Here is a 19,830-nt window from a genome sequence, read left to right on the forward strand (position 1 = left end):
CCAGAGAGGACCTCCTCATGAGCGCCAAACTCGAAACGGCAGGGAACGCCTGCACCCACTGGGACGCCAAGGCGTACCAGCAGTTTTCCCGTCTCAGGCAACGCCCGGTCAACGAATTGCTCGACCGTATCGATCTGCCCGACCCCAGAAGAATTTGTGACCTGGGCTGCGGCACCGGCATCGCCACTCAACTGCTGGCCGAGCGCTGGCCGCGTGCGCAGTTGCTGGGTGTCGACAGCTCGCGGCAGATGCTTGATCAGGCCCGGTGCCTGCCGATCAACGCCCAATGGCAAGAGTGCGACCTGCTCGACTGGCAACCCGACCAACCGGCCGATCTGCTGCTCGCGGCGGCGGTGCTGCATTTCATTGGCGATCATCAACACCTGCTGCCGCGCCTGCTGGGGTATCTGCGCCCCGGTGGCTGTCTGGCGGTGCACATGCCGGACTGGCGCGATGCCTTGTGGTATCGATTGATGCTCGACACCCTCGACCATGCCGGACCGGGACACACCCCCATCGGCACACCGCAACTGCGCCGGCGCATGGCGGCGCGGCCGTTGTTGAAACTGGCGAACTACTATCGCTTGCTCGCGCCGCTGACCACGTCGCTGGAGATCTGGGAAACCGAGCAACTGCAGGTGGTTGACGGCAAATCGCCGGTGTACGACTGGGTGAAGGTCTCGGCGCTGCGGCCGGTGATGCAGACGCTGACGTCTCAGGAACAGGCGCGGTTTATCTATCACTTCCTGATGCGCGTGCATAAACATTACCCGCCGGAGAAAAACGGGCAGACGCTGTTTCCGTTCAAGCGGATTTTCATTGTCGCCAGGGTTTGAAGATCAAAAGATCGTCCGATCGCGGCCCGAGCCTTCGGCAGCTCCTACTTTGGAATGCACTCCCCTGTAGGAGCTGCCGGAGGCTCGGGCCGCGATCGGACGATCTTTTAATTCTAATGTTTATTTCCGAGACTCAATCCCAAGCTCATCCCACACCGACTCCGCCAGATGGAACGTCGCATTCGCCGCCGGGATCCCGCAATAAATCGCGCTCTGCATGATCACTTCCTTGATCTCGCTCCGGCTCACACCGTTGTTGGCCGCCGCACGCAGATGCAATTTCAGCTCGGCCTCGCGGTTCATCCCGATCAGCATGGCGATGGTGATCAGGCTGCGCGTGTGCCGTGGCAGGCCCGGACGGGTCCAGATGTCGCCCCAGGCGTGACGCGTGATCATCTCCTGGAATTCCGAGTTGAACTCGGTCAGCGCATTCAGGCTGCGATCAACGTGGGCATCACCCAATACCGCACGGCGTACTTGCAGGCCTTCGTCGTAACGTTGCTTCTCGTCCACAAAAATTTCCTCACTGAGCGTTCAGAAACGCCAACACACGATCACTGAAAGCGGCACCGGCCTGCACGTTGGACAGGTGCGCGGCATAGAACTCGGCGTACTCGGCGCCGCGCACATGCTCCTGAATCAAATGCCCACCGGACGGTGGCGTCACCGCATCTTCGGTACCGGCAATCACCAACAACGGCAGGTTGATCGAGGCCAGTTGCTCACGGAAATCGGCATCGCGCACTGCCGCGCAATTGGCCGCATAACCTTCAGGCGAAGTCGCCGCGAGCATGTCGGTGATCTTCTTCGCCGCGGCCGGATTGGCCGCGGAAAAATCAGGCGTGAACCACCGGGCAATCGACGCATCACGCAGTGCGACCATCGCTGCCGGGCCGTCGCGCAGCACGGTTTCGATGCGCGGGTTCCACACCGATGGATCACCGATCTTCGCGGCGGTGTTGCACACGATCAACTTGTGCAGACGATGACCGGCATTGATCCCCAGCCACTGGCCGATCAAGCCACCCATCGACAGTCCGCAGAAGTGCGCACGCTCGATGTGCAGCGCATCCAGCAGACTCAGCACGTCGCGGCCCAGTTGCTCGATGCTGTATGGCCCCGGTGTCACCAGCGACTGGCCGTGACCACGGGTGTCGAAACGCAGCACCCGGAAATGCTCGGTGAACGCCGGCATCTGCGCGTCCCACATGTGCAGGTCGGTGCCCAGCGAGTTGGACAGCACCAGCACCGGCGCATCGACCGGGCCTTCAATAACGTAATGCAGTTCGCCATCGGCGAGTTGAACGAAAGCCACAGCTCTCTCCTATCAGACAGACAATGCGTTATGTTCGGCCACTGCGCGCTCGACCCAGACTTGCGCCTGGCCGAGGTAATGCGCGGGGTCGAGCAGATGATCGAGTTCGGTGCTGCTCAGTTCGGCGGTCACTTGCGGCTCGTCGCCGAGTACCGCACGCAGGTGGCGCTGTTCGGCCACCGCGCGTTTGCAGCACTGTTCAAGCAAATGGTGCGCGGTGTCGCGTCCGACCCGCTGCGCGAGGACGATGCTCACCGCTTCGGCGAGCACCAGGCCTTGGGTCAATTGCAGATTGCGCGCCATGCGTTCGGCGTCGACTTCCAGACCATCGGCCAGCAGTCGCGCTTGTTGCAGCGCACCGGACACCAGGCAGCAGATGTCCGGCAGGGTTTCCCATTCGGCATGCCACAGGCCGAGGCTGCGTTCGTGCTCCTGCGGCATGGCGCTGAACAACGTCGAGACCAGCCCCGGGACCCGGGTCGCCGCGCCGATCAACACCGCCGCGCCGACCGGATTGCGCTTGTGCGGCATGGTCGACGAACCGCCCTTGCCCGGTGCCGACGGCTCGAATACTTCCGCCGCTTCGGTCTGCATCAACAGACTGACGTCGCGCCCGAGCTTGCCGAGGCTGCCGGCGATCAAACCGAGTACCGCGCCGAACTCGACGATGCGATCCCGCTGGGTGTGCCACGGTTGTTCAGGCAAAGTCAGTTGCAGCTCTTCGGCCAACGCCTGGGCGATCGGCAGCGCTTGCTCGCCGAGCGCCGCGAGGGTGCCGGAAGCACCGCCGAATTGCAGCACCAGCAGCCGCGGCTTGAGTTCGCGCAGACGCTGACGGCTGCGGGTCACCGCGCCGAGCCAACCGGCGATCTTCATCCCGAGGGTGACGGGCGTGGCGTGCTGCAGCCAGGTGCGCCCGGCCAGTGGCGTCGTCGCATGCCGTTGGGCTTGGGTGGCGAGCGAATCGGCCAGCGCTGCCAGATCGCTTTCAATCAGCTCCAGCGCCTGCCGCAATTGCAGGACCAGCCCGGAATCCATCACGTCCTGACTGGTAGCGCCCAGATGCACATAGCGCTCGGCCTCGGCACTGCTTGCGGCGATCTGCTTGCCCAACGCCTTGACCAGTGGAATCGCCGAGTTACCGGCCGTGGCAATCGCCTCGCCCAGCGCCGCGAAGTCATACAGACCGGCATTGCAAGCGGCGGCAATCGGCGCGACGGCGGACGCCGGAATCACCCCGACCCGCGCTTCGGCCCGGGCCAGCGCCGCTTCGAAATCGAGCATCGCCTGCACCCGGCCCTGATCGCAGAACACCTCGCGCATGTCGCGGGCCGTGAAGTAGGCATCGAACAATTGATTGCCCGGTCGCTGAGTCATAAACAGTCCTTGCCGGCGCGGGCCATCGCGGCCCGCGCTCATCGGTTTACAGATCGTGGTGCAAGTACGCCGCCTGTTTCGGCAGGCGCAGGCTGAACAGGAACGCTACCGCCATCATCACCGTGACGTACCAGTAGAACGCGTTTTCCATGCCCCCGGCCTTCAGGCTCAGCGCCACGTATTCCGCCGAACCGCCGAAGATCGCGTTGGCCACCGCATAGGCCAGACCGACGCCGAGGGCGCGGACTTCCGGCGGGAACATTTCGGCTTTCACCAGGCCGCTGATCGAGGTGTAGAAACTGACAATCGCCAGCGCCACGGTGATCAGCACAAAGGCCAGAATCGGGCTGCTGATGCTTTTCAGGCTCAACAGGATCGGCACAGTGAACAGCGTGCCGAGCGCGCCGAACCAGAGCATCGAATTACGTCGGCCGATCTTGTCGGCGAGCATGCCGAACAGCGGCTGCATGCACATATACAGGAACAGCGCGCCGGTCATGATGTAGCTGGCGGTTTTCGCGTGCATGCCGGCGGTGTTCACCAGGTACTTCTGCATGTACGTGGTGAAGGTGTAGAAAATCAACGAGCCACCGGCGGTGTAACCGAGCACGGTGATGAACGCGGCTTTGTGATCACGGAACAGCGCGCGGATGCTGCCGGCGTCCTTGTTCTCGCGCATTTCCTTGCTGGTGGTTTCTTTCAGGGAGCGACGCAGGAACAGCGAAATCACCGCCGCCACCGCACCGACCACAAACGGAATGCGCCAGCCGTAAGCACGCAATTCGTCTTCGCTGAGAAACTGCTGCAGGATCACCACCAGCGACACGGCCAACAATTGGCCGCCGATCAGGGTCACGTACTGGAACGAGGCGAAAAAGCCGCGCTGGCCCTTGAGCGCGACTTCACTCATGTAGGTCGCGGTGGTGCCGTACTCGCCGCCCACCGACAGGCCTTGCAGCAGCCGCGCGAACAGCAACAGCAGCGGAGCCCAGACGCCGATGCTGGCGTAAGTCGGCAGACAGGCGATGAGCAGGGAGCCGAAGCACATCATCAGCACCGAAATCATCATCGAGGTCTTGCGGCCCTTCTTGTCCGCCAGCCGCCCGAAGATCCAGCCGCCAATCGGGCGCATCAGAAACCCGGCAGCGAACACCCCGGCCGTGTTGACCAGTTGCACCGTGGGGTTGTCGGAGGGGAAAAACGCCGGGGCGAAATAGATCGCGCAGAAGGCGTAGACGTAGAAGTCGAACCATTCGACCAGGTTGCCGGACGAGGCACCGACAATGGCGAAGATACGCTTGCTGCGCTCCTCGCCGGTGTAATGAGCGGTGGTAGTGGTCATTGTTTTTTACTCTGAAGGGACAGGTGAGAGTCTAGACACACTTCGCAACAGTCCCGTTCCACGGATACATCCACGAGGCATTACACAACCCCTCCTCTGAAAGAGGGCTTGTGGCGAGGGGATTCATCCCCGATCGAGTGCGCAGCACTCGCAAATCCGGCAGACGCGGTGTGTCAGTTTCACCGTGAACTCCGGTCTTGGGGCTGCTTCGCAGCCCATCGGGGATAAATCCCCTCACCACAAACTCACTCCAATGGAACGAGGTGCGATCAATAATCGAAGAACACCGTCTCCGCCTCTGTGCCCTGCAAAATCACATTCCACTGATACACACCCGCCGCATCCGGCTTCGCCAGCAACGTAGCGCGACGCTCGGCCGGCACACATTCCAGCAGCGGATCATCGACGTTCGCCGGGTCGCCTTCGAAGTAGATGCGTGTCAGCAAGTGCTTGACCAGACCACGGGCAAACACCAGCACCACCAGATGCGGCGCCTGGGTCGCCCCCTTCAGGCCTTCGACCGTGCCCGGTTTGATCGTGGTGAAACGGAAGCGCCCTTCGGCGTCCACCGGCACCCGACCAAAACCTTCGAAATGCGGGTCCAGCGGTTTGTCCTGCTCGTCTTCCGGGTGCGCGTACTTGCCGGCGGCGTTGGCCTGCCAGACTTCGAGCATCGCGTCGTTGACCACATCGCCGTTGCCGTCAACGACTTGGCCGGTGATCGCCACGCGCTCGCCGAGGGTTTGTTCGACCGCGAGGTTTTCGCGATTCAGCCAGGTCAGGCCGATGTGGTAGTACGGCCCGACGGTGTGGGACGTGGTGGCAGTCAGCGTCATCTTATTTCTCCATCGGCGTGGCGTCGCGGCCGCGCAAGACGATGTCCCAGCGATAGCCGAGGGCATAGGACGGAATGGTTTTTTCCAGATCGAAAGCGGCGATCAGACGTTCCTTGGCGGAGGTGTCCGGCACGCAGTTGTAGATCGGGTCGTAGGCCAGCAGCGGGTCGCCGGGGAAATACATCTGCGTCACCAGACGGGTGAGAATACTCGGCCCGAACAGCGAGAAATGGATGTGCGCCGGGCGCCACGCGTTGTGGTGGTTACCCCACGGATAGGCGCCGGGCTTGATGGTCTGGAACTGATACCAGCCGTCGGCGTCGGTCACGGTGCGGCCGGTGCCGGTGAAGTTCGGGTCCAGCGGTGCGTCGTGCAGGTCGCGCTTGTGGTTGTAGCGACCGGCGGCGTTGGCCTGCCAGATCTCCACCAGAATCCCCGGCACCGGCAAACCGTTTTCGTCGAGCACACGGCCGTGAATGATGATGCGCTCGCCCAACGGCTCGCCGTCGTGCTGGGCGGTCAGGTCGTTGTCCTTCTCGGCGACGCGTTCGGCACCGATGGTCGGGCCGGTGATCTCCGACAACGAATGCGGCAGAAGCACCAACGGCTTGGACGGCGAGCGCAGGTTGGTGGATTGATACGTCGGGTGCAGGTATTCAGGCTGGGTGCCTTCCTGCGGACGACGGTAGCCAGGCTTGTCAGTCATTTCGCTTTCCTCTGTTCTTATCAGTCGACGCGCTGCGTCAGACGCGTTCGATGGCCAGGGCCAGACCCTGCCCGACGCCGACGCACATGGTCGCCAGACCTTTCTTGCCGCCGGTCTTTTCCAGTTGATGCAGCGCCGTCAGCACCAGTCGCGCCCCGCTCATGCCCAACGGGTGGCCCAAGGCAATCGCGCCACCGTTCGGGTTGACCTGCGGCGCATCGTCGGCCAGACCCAATTCACGCAGCACCGCCAGGCCCTGGCTGGCGAAGGCTTCGTTGAGTTCGATCACATCGAAATCGCTGACCGCCACGCCGAGACGCTCGATCAGTTTGCGCACCGCCGGCACCGGGCCGATGCCCATCACCCTAGGTGCAACACCGGCGCTGGCCATACCCAGCACTTTGGCCCGTGCTGTCAGGCCGTGTTTTTTCACCGCTTCCGCCGACGCGAGAATCAGCGCGGCGGCGCCGTCGTTGACCCCGGACGCGTTGCCGGCGGTGACAGTCTTGTCCGGGCCATTGACCGGTTTGAGTTTGGTCAGCGCTTCAAGCGTGGTGTCGGCGCGCGGATGTTCGTCCTGGCTGACCACGGTTTCGCCCTTCTTGTGGGCAATCCGCACTTCGACGATTTCTTCGGCGAAGTAGCCCGCCGCTTGCGCAGCGGCAGTGCGTTGCTGACTGCGCAGGGCGAAAGCGTCCTGGTCGGCACGCGACACGTTATAGTCGTCGGCCACGTTATCGGCGGTCTGCGGCATCGCGTCGACGCCGTACTGGGCTTTCATCAACGGGTTGATGAAACGCCAGCCGATGGTGGTGTCTTCCAGCTTCATGTTGCGCGAGAACGCTGCGTCCGCCTTGCCCATCACGAACGGCGCGCGGGACATCGACTCGACACCGCCGGCAATCGCCAGCTCCATCTCGCCGCTGGCAATGGCGCGGAACGCAGTGCCGATCGCGTCCATGCCCGAAGCGCAGAGACGGTTGAGGGTCACCCCCGGCACGCTGTCCGGCAAGCCCGCCAGCAGCAGCGCCATGCGCGCTACGTTGCGGTTGTCTTCGCCAGCCTGGTTGGCGCAGCCGAGGAACACTTCGTCGATCGCGTTCCAGTCCACTGAGGGATTGCGTTCCATCAGCGCCTTGATCGGCACGGCGGCCAGATCGTCGGCGCGCACGGCGGACAAACCGCCGCCAAAACGGCCGATGGGGGTGCGAATCGCGTCGCAGATATACACGTCACGCATCATGCTTCTCCCGGTGCCTGGCCGTGGGCGGCGGCGGTGCGCGCTTCGAGATCGCGCAGTGCAGTGAGTTCCACCTCGGTCGGCGCCGCCGTGGTTTCAACGTTGTCGGCAAAGCGAATCGCCCAACCGGTGGCGGCGACCACTTGCTCGCGGGTCACGCCCGGATGCAGTGCGGTGACCACAAATTCGTGGGTGCCCTGCTCCGGTTCCATGATGCACAGGTCGGTGATGATCCCGACCGGGCCGGCACCCGGCAGGCCCAGACGCTTGCGCGAATCGCCGCCCTCGCCGTGACCGACCGAGGTAATGAAGTCGAGCTTGTCGACGAACGAACGCGCCGACTGCTTGAGGATGATCAACACGCTCTTCGCCGAACCGGCGATTTCCGGCGCGCCACCGGCACCCGGCAGGCGCACTTTCGGCGCGTGATAGTCGCCGACCACAGTGGTGTTGATGTTGCCGAAACGGTCGACCTGCGCGGCGCCGAGAAAACCGACGTCGATGCGCCCGCCTTGCAGCCAGTAGCGAAAAATCTCACCGGTCGGCACGACAGTGTCGGCGGTCTCCGCCAATTCGCCGTCACCGATCGACAGCGGCAGCACGCTTGGTTTGGCGCCAATCGGACCCGATTCGTAGATCAGCACCACGTCCGGCGACGAAGTCAGGCGCGCGAGGTTGGCGGCTTTCGACGGCAGGCCGATGCCGACGAAGCACACCGAGCCGTTCTTCAGCCGACGGGCCGCAGCGACGGTCATCATTTCATTGGTGGTGTAAGTCATTACTTGGCCTCCGAAGCAGCGGCCAACTTGGCCTGGAACTCGCTGAAGTCAGCGCAGCCATGGATGTATTCGTTGATCCACGCGGTAAACGTCTCACGGTCGCGGGCGATCGGATCCCACGCCTGATAGAAACGATTGTCACGCTCGGTGTAACCGTGGGCGTAGGACGGATGCGCGCCGCCGGGTACGTGGCAAACCGCGCTCAAGGCCCAGGTCGGCAGCACGCAAGCGTTCATCGGGGCGTTGAGGTTGTCGACGATTTCCTCGACGGTGACGATGCAGCGCTTGGCCGCCAGTGCCGCTTCTTTCTGCACCCCGAGAATGCCCCACAGCAGCACGTTGCCCTGACGGTCGGCTTTCTGCGCGTGGATCACGGTGACGTCCGGACGCACCGAAGGCACGGCCGCCAACACTTCACCGGTGAACGGGCAGGTCACGGACTTGATCAGCGGGTTGACCTTCGGCAGGTCGGAACCGGCGTAGGCTCGCAGCACGGCGAACGGCAGGCCGGAAGCGCCGGCGACGTAGGCGTTGGCCAGGTCGGCGTGGCTGTGCTCTTCGATTTCCAGGGCATGCGGCCATTGCTTCTCGACCGCATCGCGCAGACGGTGCAGCGAACCCACACCCGGATTGCCGCCCCAGGAAAAGATCAGCTTGCGTGCACAACCGGCACCGATCAGTTGGTCGTAGATCAGGTCAGGCGTCATCCGCACCAGGGTCAGATCTTTTTTGCCCTGGCGAATGATTTCATGACCTGCCGCCGTAGGGATCAGGTGAGTGAAGCCTTCGAGCGCGACGGTGTCGCCGTCGTTGACGAATTGCTTCACCGCGTCGTGCAGCGAAAGGATCTCAGCCATGGAGCAGGCTCCCGTTTTTGTAGTGAATCGCCAGTGATAAAAAGGCGCGAGGTTCAGCGCCGGAGTCACTGCAGATTAAGCCGCTGAAAATCGCCAAACAATCCGATAATCGACTGAGTGTTCGTTTATCGAACGGATTGTTATCACCCTATCGTTCTGTGTTGTCGGCAAAAGATCGCAGCCTGCGGCAGCTCCTACAGAGGTACGCATTCCAATGTAGGAGCTGCCGAAGGCTGCGATCTTTTCGGCTTACACCGCGATATCAGGTCGCATCCGCATGACTGACCATGCCTTTGATCAGCACCGCCGTCGTCGCCAACGCCGCCGGAATCACCAACGCCGTCAGCACCTGCTCGAAGTTCCAGCCCAACCCCAGCAACGTCGCGCCCATCCACGCCCCGAGAATCGCGCCAAAGCGGCCAATCCCGAGCATCCACGAGACCCCGGTCGCGCGCCCCTGGGTCGGATAAAACCGCGCCGCCAATGAAGGCATCGCCGATTGCGCACCGTTGACGCACATCCCCGCCACCAGCACCAAGGTCGCGAGCAATGTGATATTGCCCAGGCTCTGCCCTACCGCGTAGGCAAACACCCCGGCCAGCAGGTAGAAAGTGCCGATGACCTTGTGCGGATTGAAGCGATCCATCGCCCAGCCTACAGCCACCGCGCTCAATACCCCGCCGAACTGGAACAGCGCGCCGATGAACGCCGCCTGCTCCATGCTCGCGCCGCTGTCACGCATCAGGGTCGGCAGCCAACTGGTCAGCAGATAAACGATGACCAGGCCCATGAAGTAGGTCAGCCACAGCAACAACGTGCCGACGCTGTAGGTGCCGGAGAAAATCACCGCGAACACGTTGCGCGCCTTGACGGTTTTCTGTTCCGGCACGCTAAAACTCGAGGCCTGCGCGACGGCGACCGGATCGATCGGCGACAGGGTCTTGCGTACCTTGTCGGTGCCGCGATTGCGCACCACCAGAAAACGCGCCGACTCCGGCAGCCAGAACAGCAGCACCACCGCGAGGATCAGCGGCAGAATCCCGCCGATCAGCAGCAGGCTGTGCCAGCCGAACGCCGGAATCAGCTTCGCCGAAATGAATCCGCCACCGGCCATGCCGAGGTTGAAGCCGCAGAACATGCTGGTCACCAGCAAGGATTTCTTGCGCTCCGGGGTGTATTCCGAGAGCAGCGTGGTGGCGTTGGGCATGCCGGCGCCCAGCCCGAGACCGGTGAGGAAGCGCAATACCAGCAGTTGTTCGACATTGGTGCTGTACGCCGAGGCCAGGCTGAAAGCGCCGAACAGCAGCACCGCACCAACCAGCACCACTTTGCGCCCGAAGCGGTCAGCCAGCGGGCCTGAACCCAGTGCGCCGAAGACCATGCCGATCAACGCGGCGCTCATTACCGGGCCCAGGCTGGCGCGGTCGATGCCCCAGTCCTGGGACAGTGCCGGCGCGATAAAACCCATCGCTGCGGTGTCGAGGCCATCGAGAAATACAATCAGGAAACACAGGATCACCACCCGCCACTGATAGCGCGAGATCGGTTGGGCATTGATGAAGGTCTGCACGTCGAGGCAGTTACCTACAGCGGACTGAGGCTGGTTCATTATTTTTATTCCACGCAAAAAACGCAGTCGAACGGCGGCCGGCCAGAGAGCGGCACGGTCACAAGAATAGAAGATCGGGATCAGGCGTTGCGGTGAATCCGGCAACAGGGAACGGAGCTGAGACAGTCGGGGAGCATGCGCATGGTGAGTTGCCTCTTGTCATTATTATGGGAGTCGACAATCCGGCAGGCTCATTCACATCTGCGCCGGATGACGCTGCCGCGACATTAATGATCCGGGGCTTTTAGCGTCAATTCGATAAACGCAACACTGTGCGTTTATCGAACAGCTTCCTCAGGCGAACAGCTGCGCGCTGAGGTCGCGGCTGGCGCTGAGCAGGCCTGGCAGAAAGCGTTGTTCCAGTTCAGTGCGACTGACGCGGCCGGCGTGGGTACTGACGTTGAGCGCCGCCACCACCTGACCCGACGCGTCGTAGACCGGCACGGCAATCGAACGCAGGCCTTGTTCGAGTTCCTGATCGACGATGCACCAGCCCTGCTGCCGTACTTCCTGCAGGCATTCGAGCAGACTTTCCGGGGTATGCAGCGTACGGCTGGTCTTGGCCACCAGTTCGGCATGGTCGAGGTATTCGCGCAGCGAGGTGTCGTCCAGCGCCGCCAGCAGGATCCGGCCCATCGATGTGCAATAGGCCGGCAGACGCCCACCCACCGACAGATCCACCGAGATCAGCCGTTGCGTGGTCGCCGAGCGGGCGATGTACAAAATGTCGTCACCTTCGAGCGTGGCCATGTTGCAGGCTTCGTGCAGTTGCTCGCTCATGCGGTCGAGGTACGGCTGGGCCGACACCGCCAGCGGCGTCGACGACAGATACGCGTGCCCGAGGGTCAGCACTTTGGGCAACAACGAGTACGTGCGGCCATCGGTGGTGGCGTAACCCAGTTTGATCAGAGTGTGCAGGCAACGGCGCACGGCAGCGCGGGGAATTTCCGTGCGATGGCTGATCTGGGCGATGGTCAGGTGCCGCTTGCGCTCCTGAAATGCCTGCACCACCGCCAGGCCACGGGCCAGCGAGGTCATGAAATCCGGATCGCCGGTCAGCGCCTGTATGCGTTTGGCCGGCGAAGCGACGATCGGCGGCGCCACGGAGCTGAAGGAGTTGCGCATTTGATCGTTCATTTCTTGTCCTTGTTTCCGGCACGGATCAGTGGCTATACAAGCGACTCGCCAGCGGATACACAAGAGTCGAGTCGCCAACATCGGGCGATTATCGAACCGCCGACCGATTATCGCAATCCATCAGCCTCTGTCCTTCTTGGCTTCTTCATTCATTCACCTGCCTGTTCATCCAACTTCGCATGCCTCATTAGTTGATCGACTTAATGGCGCCAGAAACTGAACGCGAGTGCTTAAAAGGTTTCGGCGAATTTCAACTAGCGATAAAACTTGTCAGTAACAAAGCGATCACACATCCCGAACCGTTTTTAACTTGGCAAAGATAGTCATTCCCGAATCGACCGCTATAATGCACCTCAGTGGCGCCGTGTTTTCATTGGCCGAGGGTGCCGCCTGCTGACCCGATGCCTATTGCCGTCAGCCCCGGCCAGCGCCTGACGCTCATTATTCATGCACCGCCAGCGCGCTTGCTGAAACAGGAAACTGATGCTGCGTCAGTTTTAATCTGGTGCCGTAGCCGCCTGCAACATGGAAGTCTTGATCGCCCTGCCGATAACGCCAATGCCGGAACCGGCATGGTCCTTCGGTGGACGTGTTCAATCGACTCGTTGCCGAGCGTTTCACCAGATATTTATCTCAACTCAAACAGGTAGCACTGTGACGAAAGACGAACTGCGCGCGGAACTTGAGCGCCAGGAACAACGTTACAAGGAAGTTTACGGCGGGGAAGTCACCACCTACGCCGCGCAACCCGAACCGGAACGCAAGGCATGGCGTAAACGCCCCACCGTTCAGGATCAGGTTTTCCAGCAAGAACTGAAAAAGATGGAAGAAGAACTCAAAACCGAAGAGCCATGAACGGGCGATCCTGAGATTTTCGAGAGTCTGCGTCGCCACCGGCTAAAAGCACGGTGATCCGACCACGCCTTGCGCGCCCGCTACCCGCGGGCAGCGGCCCACCTCCCCTGTCCTGCACGGGAAAGGAGCGTGTCTGACTCGTTTCAGAGATATTTCACACAAGCGTTTGAGGCCCTCGCGCGCTCGACAAATTGCCTGCTGCCCTAAGGTTTTTTCAAGCTAATCAACGACTTGAAAAACCCTGCGTCAGGCTAGGGCTTTGCACCTTGCAACAATTTAATTCGACATTGATTGCTACCGATGAGCAGGTAGGGGATCGATTTCCAGTCTTTTCTGGCATAATCGCGCCCCCTTATGACCGGGTCAGAAAACCTTCATGATCGATTTATTCAGCGGACTGGATGCTTGGGTGCTTGTGAGCCTCTTGCTCGCCCTGACGTTTGTCCTCGCCTTCGAGTTCATCAATGGATTTCATGACACCGCTAACGCGGTAGCCACTGTTATCTACACCAAAGCCATGCCGCCTCACCTGGCGGTGTTCTTCTCCGGTGTGTTCAACTTCCTCGGCGTGTTGCTGGGCGGCGTTGGCGTGGCGTATGCCATTGTTCACCTGCTGCCGGTGGAACTGCTGATCAATGTGAACACCGGCCATGGCCTGGCGATGGTGTTCTCGTTGCTCGCCGCGGCGATCACCTGGAACCTGGGCACCTGGTACTTCGGTATCCCGGCCTCCAGTTCCCACACCCTGATCGGCTCGATCCTCGGCGTCGGCCTGGCCAATGCCCTGATCAACAACATCCCGTTGGCCGACGGCGTGAACTGGCAGAAAGCGATCGACATCGGCGCCTCGCTGGTGTTCTCGCCAATGGCCGGTTTCCTGATCGCCGCGCTGATCCTGATCGGCCTGAAGTGGTGGCGCCCGCTGTCGAAGATGCACAAGACCCCGGAACAGCGCCGCAAAATCGACGACAAGAAACACCCGCCGTTCTGGAACCGCCTGGTCCTGGTGATCTCGGCCATGGCCGTGAGCTTCGTGCACGGTTCCAACGATGGTCAGAAAGGCATCGGCCTGATCATGCTGGTATTGATCGGTATCGTGCCTGCGCAGTTCGTCCTCGACCTGAGCAGCACCACCTACCAGATCGAGCGCACCCGCGACGCGACCCTGCACCTGAGCCAGTTCTACAAGCGCAATGCCGATTCTCTGGGCGAATTCCTGGCCCTGGGCAAAAGCGTTGAAGGCGACCTGCCGGAGAAATTCCGTTGCAACCCGCAGCAGACCGAACCGACCATCAACGCCCTGCTTGGCACCCTTAAAGGTGTAGCGGACTACCATTCGCTGTCCTCGGAAAGCCGCATCGAAGTCCGTCGCTACTTGCTCTGCCTGGACGACACCGCGAAGAAAGTCGGCAAGCTGCCAGGCCTCGAAGCGCGTGAGAAGGCTGACCTGGACAAACTGCGCAAAGACCTGACCACCACCACTGAATACGCCCCGTTCTGGGTGATTCTCGCGGTGGCTCTGGCCCTTGGCCTGGGTACCATGGTCGGCTGGAAACGCGTGGTACTGACCATCGGCGAGAAGATCGGCAAGCAGGGCATGACCTACTCTCAAGGCATGTCGGCGCAGATCACTACCGCCAGTTTGATCGGCATGGCCAACATCTTCAGCCTGCCAGTGTCCACCACTCACGTTCTGTCCTCGGGCGTGGCCGGTACCATGGTCGCCAACAAGAGCGGCCTGCAGGGTGGGACTGTTCGCACTATCCTGCTGGCGTGGGTTCTGACCTTGCCGGCGACTGTGGCGCTGTCGGCTGGGTTGTTCTGGTTGGCGTCCAAAGCGTTGGGTAGCTGATAGACCGCTGCACATGAGAAAGGCGTGATTCGTGAGGATCGCGCCTTTTTTTTGGGGTTGGTTTTGTGGGCATATCCGTTGCTGCGGGGGTTGCTGATTACGGTTCCGCCCTTACGGCGGGTCACTTTTTCCAAACGCCGGAGTGCCGGCCCAGCGAAAAAATAACCAAAAAGGCTTCCCCCGGCGTACGGCACTTCGCTGAGGCTCAGTGTTCCCTCGCTACGGTGTCCATCAGGGGGCATCGCCTACGGTTTGCTTCGCTGCACCTCCTCTCGATGTATGCGGCTCCGCCGCATGGCGCTGCACGCCTAACCCCCTGATGGACACCTTCGCTCGGCCTGCCGATGGGGCTTGAAGATCAAAAGCCACATCAAGAGCCAGAGCCAGAGCCAGGCCAGAGCCAAAGCAGATCAAAAGATCACAGCCTTCGGCAGTTCCTACAGGCGATTGGGTGTATTCAGTTTGGGATTTGGTCGGCTGTCAGGCAGCCTTCGCAAGCAAGCTCGCTCCCACAGGGGGATGGGGTGTGGTCTGTTAGAGACTGGTCGGCTCGCAGGCCGCCATCGCCGACAGGTACAGTTCAGATTTCGTGCACCCCATGCGGCGAAGCCGCCCCACTCAACACAATGAGCGTTAGCTCGAGTACCGCTTTTGATCTGAGGGCCCGTCGGCAGGCTGAGCGGAGGGATTTATCCGGGGGTGGGAGCGCAGCGACCGTTTGGCGCAGCCAAACACAGCGAGAGGAGGTGCAGCGAAGCAAACCGTAGGCGCTGCCCCCGGGATGAATCCCGCAGCGAAGGAACCCGAGCCTAAGCGAGGGCCGAACGTCAGGGTAAAGCCTTTTGGGTTACCTTTTCGGCGTTTGGAAAAGGTGACCCGCCGTAAGGGCGGAACCGTAATAAGCAACACCCGCAGCAACGGATATACACCCAAAACCCCAAGAACACGGTCGGCCCAGCGGCCGCCAAAAACACAAAAAAAAGGGCAACCGAAGTCGCCCAAAATGCCTTGCGTGCTCATCAAACCCGGAAAGACCTACTTCTTGCGCTTATTCGCATCCTTCCAGATAAAAAATCCAAACCCTGCAAAAAACAGAACCATGAGACCTACGGTCAGAACCCCGGCAAACACCACGTTATCGAAAAACATGACTGTGGCCTCCTGGCCCCTGCTTTGCTGCGATGGAGCTAAGTTAACCAATCGCGCAGGCGCAGAAATTGACCAGGATCAAGTCCGGTCAACACAGAAGGCAAAGGCGGGAAAATAACTGACCTGCATCAAAGGATGCAGGGGAAGATCAACGCTTTTTCGGTTTCTTTTTCGGCTTTTTCTGGGCTTTTCCCAACGGCATGGCTTGCTCGAAGGCCTTGCGCACTTCGTTCAGCCGCTTTTCGTTGAGATCATGCACACGCTTGGCGCGCTCGGTGCCGAGGTCGATCAGTTTTTCATCTTGGCTCATGACGTTCAGCGCATCACTTGAAGAAAACACAACTGCCGCATCAGAGGCAGGACTGCGCCAATCATGCAGCCTGAAGCCAGCGCTCGACAACAATTGATGTAAATAAGCAGACTCAGATCTCGATATCGACCCACAAGCCCTGACGCGGCTGATCTTCCATCAGCGGCACCACCGGTACGGTGTTGTCGGCATTCAGCTCGGTGCCCGGCACGGCCAGATGCTCTTCCGGGTCTTCGTCGGCTTCGCGACGGCGACGATCACGCTCCTGCTGACGGCGCTGTTCTTCGCGCGCCAGCAGGCGATCCTCTTCCGGGTCGCGTTTTTGCAGGTCGATCGTGCTTTCGTTGGAGCTTTCCTGCACCGGCACCACCGGAGGAATGTCCGGCCGCTGGCGAATCGGATCCTGCTGGGAAGTGATCGGCACAGCGCTCAGGGGGAGCATCGGTGGCAGCATATAAAGGGTCTCCTGTCAGCAGGCTATCGGCTGCGGCAAAGGCGCCTTGAGCCATCCGTCGCAAATCTGTGACGCACTTGGCACCTGTAGGAGCTGCCGCAGGCTGCGATCTTTAATGGAACACCGTAGAACGCAAGCGTTCCCGAAGATCAAAAGATCGCAGCCTTCGGCAGCTCCTACACTCGTAAACCTTTGGTCTGGAGGCCGGCATTCCGTTAAGATAGCCCGCTTTTTCAAGGTGGGAGTCAGGCAGCATGGCGCAGCAGTATCAACCGGGGCAACGCTGGATCAGTGACAGCGAAGCAGAGCTTGGTTTAGGCACCGTTCTGGCACAGGACGGCCGCTTGTTGACCGTGCTTTACCCGGCCACTGGCGAAACCCGCCAGTACGCGCTACGGAATGCGCCCCTCACCCGCGTACGGTTCTCGCCGGGTGACACCATTACTCACTTCGAAGGCTGGAAGATGACCGTGCGCGAAGTCGACGACGTCGACGGGCTGATGGTCTATCACGGTCTCAACGGGCAGAACGAAGCCGTCACCCTGCCGGAAACCCAGCTGTCGAACTTCATTCAGTTCCGTCTGGCCAGCGACCGTCTGTTCGCCGGGCAGATCGACCCGCTGTCGTGGTTCTCCCTGCGCTACAACACCCTGGAACACACCAGCCGCCAGTTGCAGTCCTCGCTCTGGGGCCTGGGCGGCGTGCGTGCGCAACCGATCGCGCACCAGCTGCACATTGCCCGTGAAGTCGCCGACCGTATCGCGCCGCGGGTTCTGCTGGCGGACGAAGTGGGTCTGGGGAAAACCATCGAAGCCGGTCTGGTGATCCATCGCCAACTGCTCTCGGGCCGCGCCAACCGAGTGCTGATCCTGGTGCCGGAAAACCTGCAGCACCAGTGGCTGGTGGAAATGCGCCGCCGCTTCAACCTGCAGGTGGCGCTGTTCGACGAAGAACGCTTCATCGAAAGCGATGCCACCAACCCGTTCGAAGACACCCAGCTGGCATTGGTTGCCCTGGAGTGGCTGGTCGAAGACGAGAAGGCGCAGGACGCCTTGTTCGCCGCCGGCTGGGATCTGATGGTGGTCGACGAAGCCCACCACCTGGTGTGGCACGAAGACAAGGCCAGCCCCGAGTACTCGCTGGTCGAACAATTGGCTGAAGTGATTCCCGGCGTGCTGCTGCTCACCGCGACCCCGGAACAACTCGGTCAGGACAGCCACTTCGCCCGTCTGCGCCTGCTCGACCCGAACCGTTTCCATGACCTGGCCGCGTTCCGCGCCGAGAGCGAGAACTATCGCCCGGTGGCCGAAGCCGTTCAGGAACTGCTCGACAAGGGGCGCCTGTCGCCGGAAGCGCACAAGACCATCCACGGTTTCCTCGGCAACGAAGGCGAAGCCTTGCTGACCGCGGTCAACGATGGCGATACCGAAGCCAGCGCCCGTCTGGTGCGCGAGTTGCTCGACCGCCACGGCACCGGCCGCGTGCTGTTCCGTAACACCCGCGCCGCCGTGCAGGGTTTCCCCGAGCGCAAACTGCACCCGTACCCGCTGCCATGCCCGGACGAATACCTCGAACTGCCGCTGGGCGATCACGCCGAGCTGTACCCGGAAGTCAGCTTCCAGGCCCAGCCGGACGCCAGCGAAGAAGAGCGCTGGTGGAAATTCGACCCGCGCGTCGAGTGGCTGATCGATCAGCTGAAAATGCTCAAGCGCACCAAAGTGCTGGTGATCTGCGCCCACGCCGAAACCGCGATGGACCTGGAAGACGCCCTGCGCGTGCGTTCCGGCATCCCGGCCACGGTGTTCCACGAAGGCATGAACATCCTTGAGCGTGACCGCGCCGCCGCCTACTTTGCCGACGAAGAGTTCGGCGCGCAGGTGCTGATCTGCTCGGAAATCGGCAGTGAAGGTCGCAACTTCCAGTTCGCCCATCACTTGGTGCTGTTCGATCTGCCGTCGCACCCGGACCTGCTTGAACAGCGTATCGGTCGTCTCGACCGGATCGGCCAGAAGCACATCATCGAACTGCACGTGCCGTACCTGGAAACCAGCCCGCAAGAGCGCCTGTTCCAGTGGTACCACGAAGCGCTGAACGCGTTCCTCAACACTTGCCCGACCGGCAACGCCTTGCAGCATCAGTTCGGCCCGCGCCTGCTGCCGCTGCTTGAAGAAGCCGACGACGGTGAGTGGCAAGCGCTGATCGACGAAGCGCGCACCGAGCGCGAGCGTCTGGAAGCCGAGCTGCACACCGGCCGCGACCGTCTGCTGGAACTCAACTCCGGCGGTTCGGGCGAAGGCGATCAGTTGGTCGAGGACATCCTTGAGCAAGACGATCAGTTCGCCCTGCCGATCTATATGGAAACCCTGTTCGACGCGTTCGGCATCGACAGCGAAGACCATTCGGAAAACGCCCTGATCCTCAAGCCGAGCGAGAAGATGCTCGACGCCAGCTTCCCGCTGGGCGATGACGAAGGCGTGACCATCACCTACGACCGCAACCAGGCGCTGTCGCGCGAAGACATGCAGTTCATCACCTGGGAACACCCGATGGTGCAGGGCGGCATGGACCTGGTGCTGTCCGGTTCGATGGGCAACACCGCCGTCGCGCTGATCAAGAACAAGGCACTGAAACCGGGCACGGTGTTGCTGGAACTGCTCTACGTCAGCGAAGTGGTTGCACCGCGCTCGCTGCAACTGGGCCGCTACCTGCCGCCGGCCGCCCTGCGCTGCCTGCTCGACGCCAACGGCAACGATCTGTCGGCCCGCGTCTCGTTCGAAACCTTGAACGATCAACTGGAAAGCGTGCCACGCGCCAGCGCCAACAAGTTCATCCAGGCCCAGCGCGATCAGCTGACGCCACGGATCAACGCCGGTGAAGACAAAATCACCCCGCGTCACGCCGAGCGCGTGGCCGAGGCCCGTCGTCGCCTGGCGGCGGACACCGAGGAAGAACTGGCGCGCCTGACCGCGCTGCAAGCGGTCAACCCGACTGTACGCGACAGCGAACTGGATGCGTTGCGCAAGCAGCGTGAACTGGGTCTGGCGATGCTGGATAAAGCGGCATTGCGCCTGGAAGCGATCCGGGTGTTGGTGGCGGGTTAAACCGCCCTGCTCCAGCGCTGAAAATAAGAAGGCCCGCAGCGATGCGGGCCTTTTTTTGTTCAGGGGCAAAAACAA

The 19,830-nt window shown here is 61.5% G+C and carries 18 protein-coding genes; 4 read left to right on the forward strand and 14 right to left on the reverse strand.

Going from position 1 to position 19,830, the window contains the following annotated elements:
- The first annotated feature begins 17 nt into the window (after positions 1-17).
- On the forward strand, positions 18-836 hold the full coding sequence (locus tag JN524_RS12015) for a methyltransferase domain-containing protein (protein WP_202369472.1): 819 nt from the start codon (positions 18-20) through the stop codon (positions 834-836).
- A gap of 120 nt (positions 837-956) precedes the next feature.
- Here JN524_RS12015 and pcaC read toward each other — a convergent pair whose 3' ends face one another.
- The 11 genes from pcaC to pcaR all read right to left on the reverse strand — a co-directional run bounded on the left by pcaC (position 957) and on the right by pcaR (position 12,034).
- The gene (gene pcaC / locus JN524_RS12020) at positions 957-1,349 is read right to left on the reverse strand and encodes a 4-carboxymuconolactone decarboxylase (protein WP_202369473.1); all 393 of its coding nucleotides are present in this window, start codon (positions 1,347-1,349) and stop codon (positions 957-959) included.
- Between the two features lie 10 nt (positions 1,350-1,359).
- Positions 1,360-2,151, reverse strand: coding sequence for a 3-oxoadipate enol-lactonase (gene pcaD, locus JN524_RS12025; RefSeq protein WP_202369474.1), 792 nt, complete (start codon positions 2,149-2,151; stop codon positions 1,360-1,362).
- A 12-nt stretch (positions 2,152-2,163) separates the two neighbouring features.
- Positions 2,164-3,528 carry a 3-carboxy-cis,cis-muconate cycloisomerase gene (locus tag JN524_RS12030; protein ID WP_202369475.1) on the reverse strand — a complete coding sequence of 455 codons (1,365 nt, stop codon included), beginning with the start codon at positions 3,526-3,528 and terminating at the stop codon, positions 2,164-2,166.
- A 46-nt stretch (positions 3,529-3,574) separates the two neighbouring features.
- A complete protein-coding gene (locus JN524_RS12035; RefSeq protein WP_041070509.1) occupies positions 3,575-4,870 on the reverse strand; it encodes an MFS family transporter in 1,296 nt (431 codons plus the stop codon).
- 269 nt (positions 4,871-5,139) lie between these two features.
- Positions 5,140-5,706, reverse strand: coding sequence for a protocatechuate 3,4-dioxygenase subunit alpha (gene pcaG, locus JN524_RS12040; RefSeq protein ID WP_202369476.1), 567 nt, complete (start codon positions 5,704-5,706; stop codon positions 5,140-5,142).
- A gap of 1 nt (position 5,707) precedes the next feature.
- Positions 5,708-6,412, reverse strand: a complete 705-nt coding sequence (pcaH, locus tag JN524_RS12045; protein ID WP_202369477.1) for a protocatechuate 3,4-dioxygenase subunit beta — start codon at positions 6,410-6,412, stop codon at positions 5,708-5,710.
- A 37-nt stretch (positions 6,413-6,449) separates the two neighbouring features.
- Entirely contained in the window at positions 6,450-7,655 is a 1,206-nt protein-coding gene (pcaF, locus tag JN524_RS12050; RefSeq protein ID WP_202369478.1) for a 3-oxoadipyl-CoA thiolase, read from the reverse strand.
- Positions 7,652-8,431, reverse strand: coding sequence for a CoA-transferase subunit beta (locus JN524_RS12055; RefSeq protein WP_027614392.1), 780 nt, complete (start codon positions 8,429-8,431; stop codon positions 7,652-7,654). Before JN524_RS12055 ends, pcaF begins: the two co-directional genes overlap by 4 nt.
- Positions 8,431-9,288 carry a CoA transferase subunit A gene (locus JN524_RS12060; RefSeq protein WP_003222404.1) on the reverse strand — a complete coding sequence of 286 codons (858 nt, stop codon included), beginning with the start codon at positions 9,286-9,288 and terminating at the stop codon, positions 8,431-8,433. Before JN524_RS12060 ends, JN524_RS12055 begins: the two co-directional genes overlap by 1 nt.
- 262 nt (positions 9,289-9,550) lie before the next feature.
- Positions 9,551-10,897 carry an MFS transporter gene (locus JN524_RS12065; protein ID WP_202369479.1) on the reverse strand — a complete coding sequence of 449 codons (1,347 nt, stop codon included), beginning with the start codon at positions 10,895-10,897 and terminating at the stop codon, positions 9,551-9,553.
- 294 nt (positions 10,898-11,191) lie between these two features.
- Entirely contained in the window at positions 11,192-12,034 is an 843-nt protein-coding gene (gene pcaR / locus JN524_RS12070; RefSeq protein WP_098967581.1) for a pca regulon transcriptional regulator PcaR, read from the reverse strand.
- Positions 12,035-12,688: 654 nt separating this feature from the next.
- Between pcaR and JN524_RS12075 the strand changes: the two genes are divergently transcribed.
- Positions 12,689-12,889, forward strand: coding sequence for a hypothetical protein (locus JN524_RS12075; protein WP_003222398.1), 201 nt, complete (start codon positions 12,689-12,691; stop codon positions 12,887-12,889).
- A 376-nt stretch (positions 12,890-13,265) separates the two neighbouring features.
- Entirely contained in the window at positions 13,266-14,741 is a 1,476-nt protein-coding gene (locus JN524_RS12080) for an inorganic phosphate transporter (RefSeq protein WP_003222397.1), read from the forward strand.
- A gap of 1,035 nt (positions 14,742-15,776) precedes the next feature.
- On the opposite strand, the gene ccoM is transcribed toward JN524_RS12080, so the two are convergent.
- From ccoM to JN524_RS12090, 3 genes are all read right to left on the reverse strand, one after another.
- Positions 15,777-15,890, reverse strand: a complete 114-nt coding sequence (gene ccoM / locus JN524_RS27380) for a cytochrome c oxidase subunit CcoM (RefSeq protein WP_003222396.1) — start codon at positions 15,888-15,890, stop codon at positions 15,777-15,779.
- Positions 15,891-16,038: 148 nt separating this feature from the next.
- Positions 16,039-16,200, reverse strand: a complete 162-nt coding sequence (locus tag JN524_RS12085; protein WP_096797040.1) for a hypothetical protein — start codon at positions 16,198-16,200, stop codon at positions 16,039-16,041.
- A gap of 112 nt (positions 16,201-16,312) precedes the next feature.
- Complete coding sequence (locus JN524_RS12090) at positions 16,313-16,654, reverse strand: hypothetical protein (RefSeq protein WP_003222394.1); 342 nt, start codon at positions 16,652-16,654, stop codon at positions 16,313-16,315.
- Between the two features lie 254 nt (positions 16,655-16,908).
- On the opposite strand from JN524_RS12090, the gene rapA reads away from it, so the two are divergent.
- Positions 16,909-19,755, forward strand: coding sequence for an RNA polymerase-associated protein RapA (gene rapA, locus JN524_RS12095; RefSeq protein WP_202369480.1), 2,847 nt, complete (start codon positions 16,909-16,911; stop codon positions 19,753-19,755).
- Positions 19,756-19,830 lie beyond the last annotated feature (75 nt).

It is taken from the genome of Pseudomonas sp. MWU318 (assembly GCF_016756945.1).
Lineage (GTDB): Bacteria > Pseudomonadota > Gammaproteobacteria > Pseudomonadales > Pseudomonadaceae > Aquipseudomonas > Aquipseudomonas putida_A.

Bases quoted from the DNA above. Each gene is read 5' to 3' on its own strand.
- pcaF (WP_202369478.1), bottom strand. From the start codon at position 7,655: ATGATGCGTGACGTGTATATCTGCGACGCGATTCGCACCCCCATCGGC.
- JN524_RS12060 (WP_003222404.1), bottom strand. From the start codon at position 9,288: ATGGCTGAGATCCTTTCGCTGCACGACGCGGTGAAGCAATTCGTCAAC.
- JN524_RS12055 (WP_027614392.1), bottom strand. From the start codon at position 8,431: ATGACTTACACCACCAATGAAATGATGACCGTCGCTGCGGCCCGTCGG.
- JN524_RS12035 (WP_041070509.1), bottom strand. From the start codon at position 4,870: ATGACCACTACCACCGCTCATTACACCGGCGAGGAGCGCAGCAAGCGT.
- ccoM (WP_003222396.1), bottom strand. From the start codon at position 15,890: ATGTTTTTCGATAACGTGGTGTTTGCCGGGGTTCTGACCGTAGGTCTC.
- pcaH (WP_202369477.1), bottom strand. From the start codon at position 6,412: ATGACTGACAAGCCTGGCTACCGTCGTCCGCAGGAAGGCACCCAGCCT.
- JN524_RS12065 (WP_202369479.1), bottom strand. From the start codon at position 10,897: ATGAACCAGCCTCAGTCCGCTGTAGGTAACTGCCTCGACGTGCAGACC.
- rapA (WP_202369480.1), top strand. From the start codon at position 16,909: ATGGCGCAGCAGTATCAACCGGGGCAACGCTGGATCAGTGACAGCGAA.
- JN524_RS12030 (WP_202369475.1), bottom strand. From the start codon at position 3,528: ATGACTCAGCGACCGGGCAATCAATTGTTCGATGCCTACTTCACGGCC.
- pcaR (WP_098967581.1), bottom strand. From the start codon at position 12,034: ATGAACGATCAAATGCGCAACTCCTTCAGCTCCGTGGCGCCGCCGATC.
- pcaG (WP_202369476.1), bottom strand. From the start codon at position 5,706: ATGACGCTGACTGCCACCACGTCCCACACCGTCGGGCCGTACTACCAC.
- JN524_RS12090 (WP_003222394.1), bottom strand. From the start codon at position 16,654: ATGCTGCCACCGATGCTCCCCCTGAGCGCTGTGCCGATCACTTCCCAG.
- JN524_RS12085 (WP_096797040.1), bottom strand. From the start codon at position 16,200: ATGAGCCAAGATGAAAAACTGATCGACCTCGGCACCGAGCGCGCCAAG.
- JN524_RS12080 (WP_003222397.1), top strand. From the start codon at position 13,266: ATGATCGATTTATTCAGCGGACTGGATGCTTGGGTGCTTGTGAGCCTC.
- JN524_RS12015 (WP_202369472.1), top strand. From the start codon at position 18: ATGAGCGCCAAACTCGAAACGGCAGGGAACGCCTGCACCCACTGGGAC.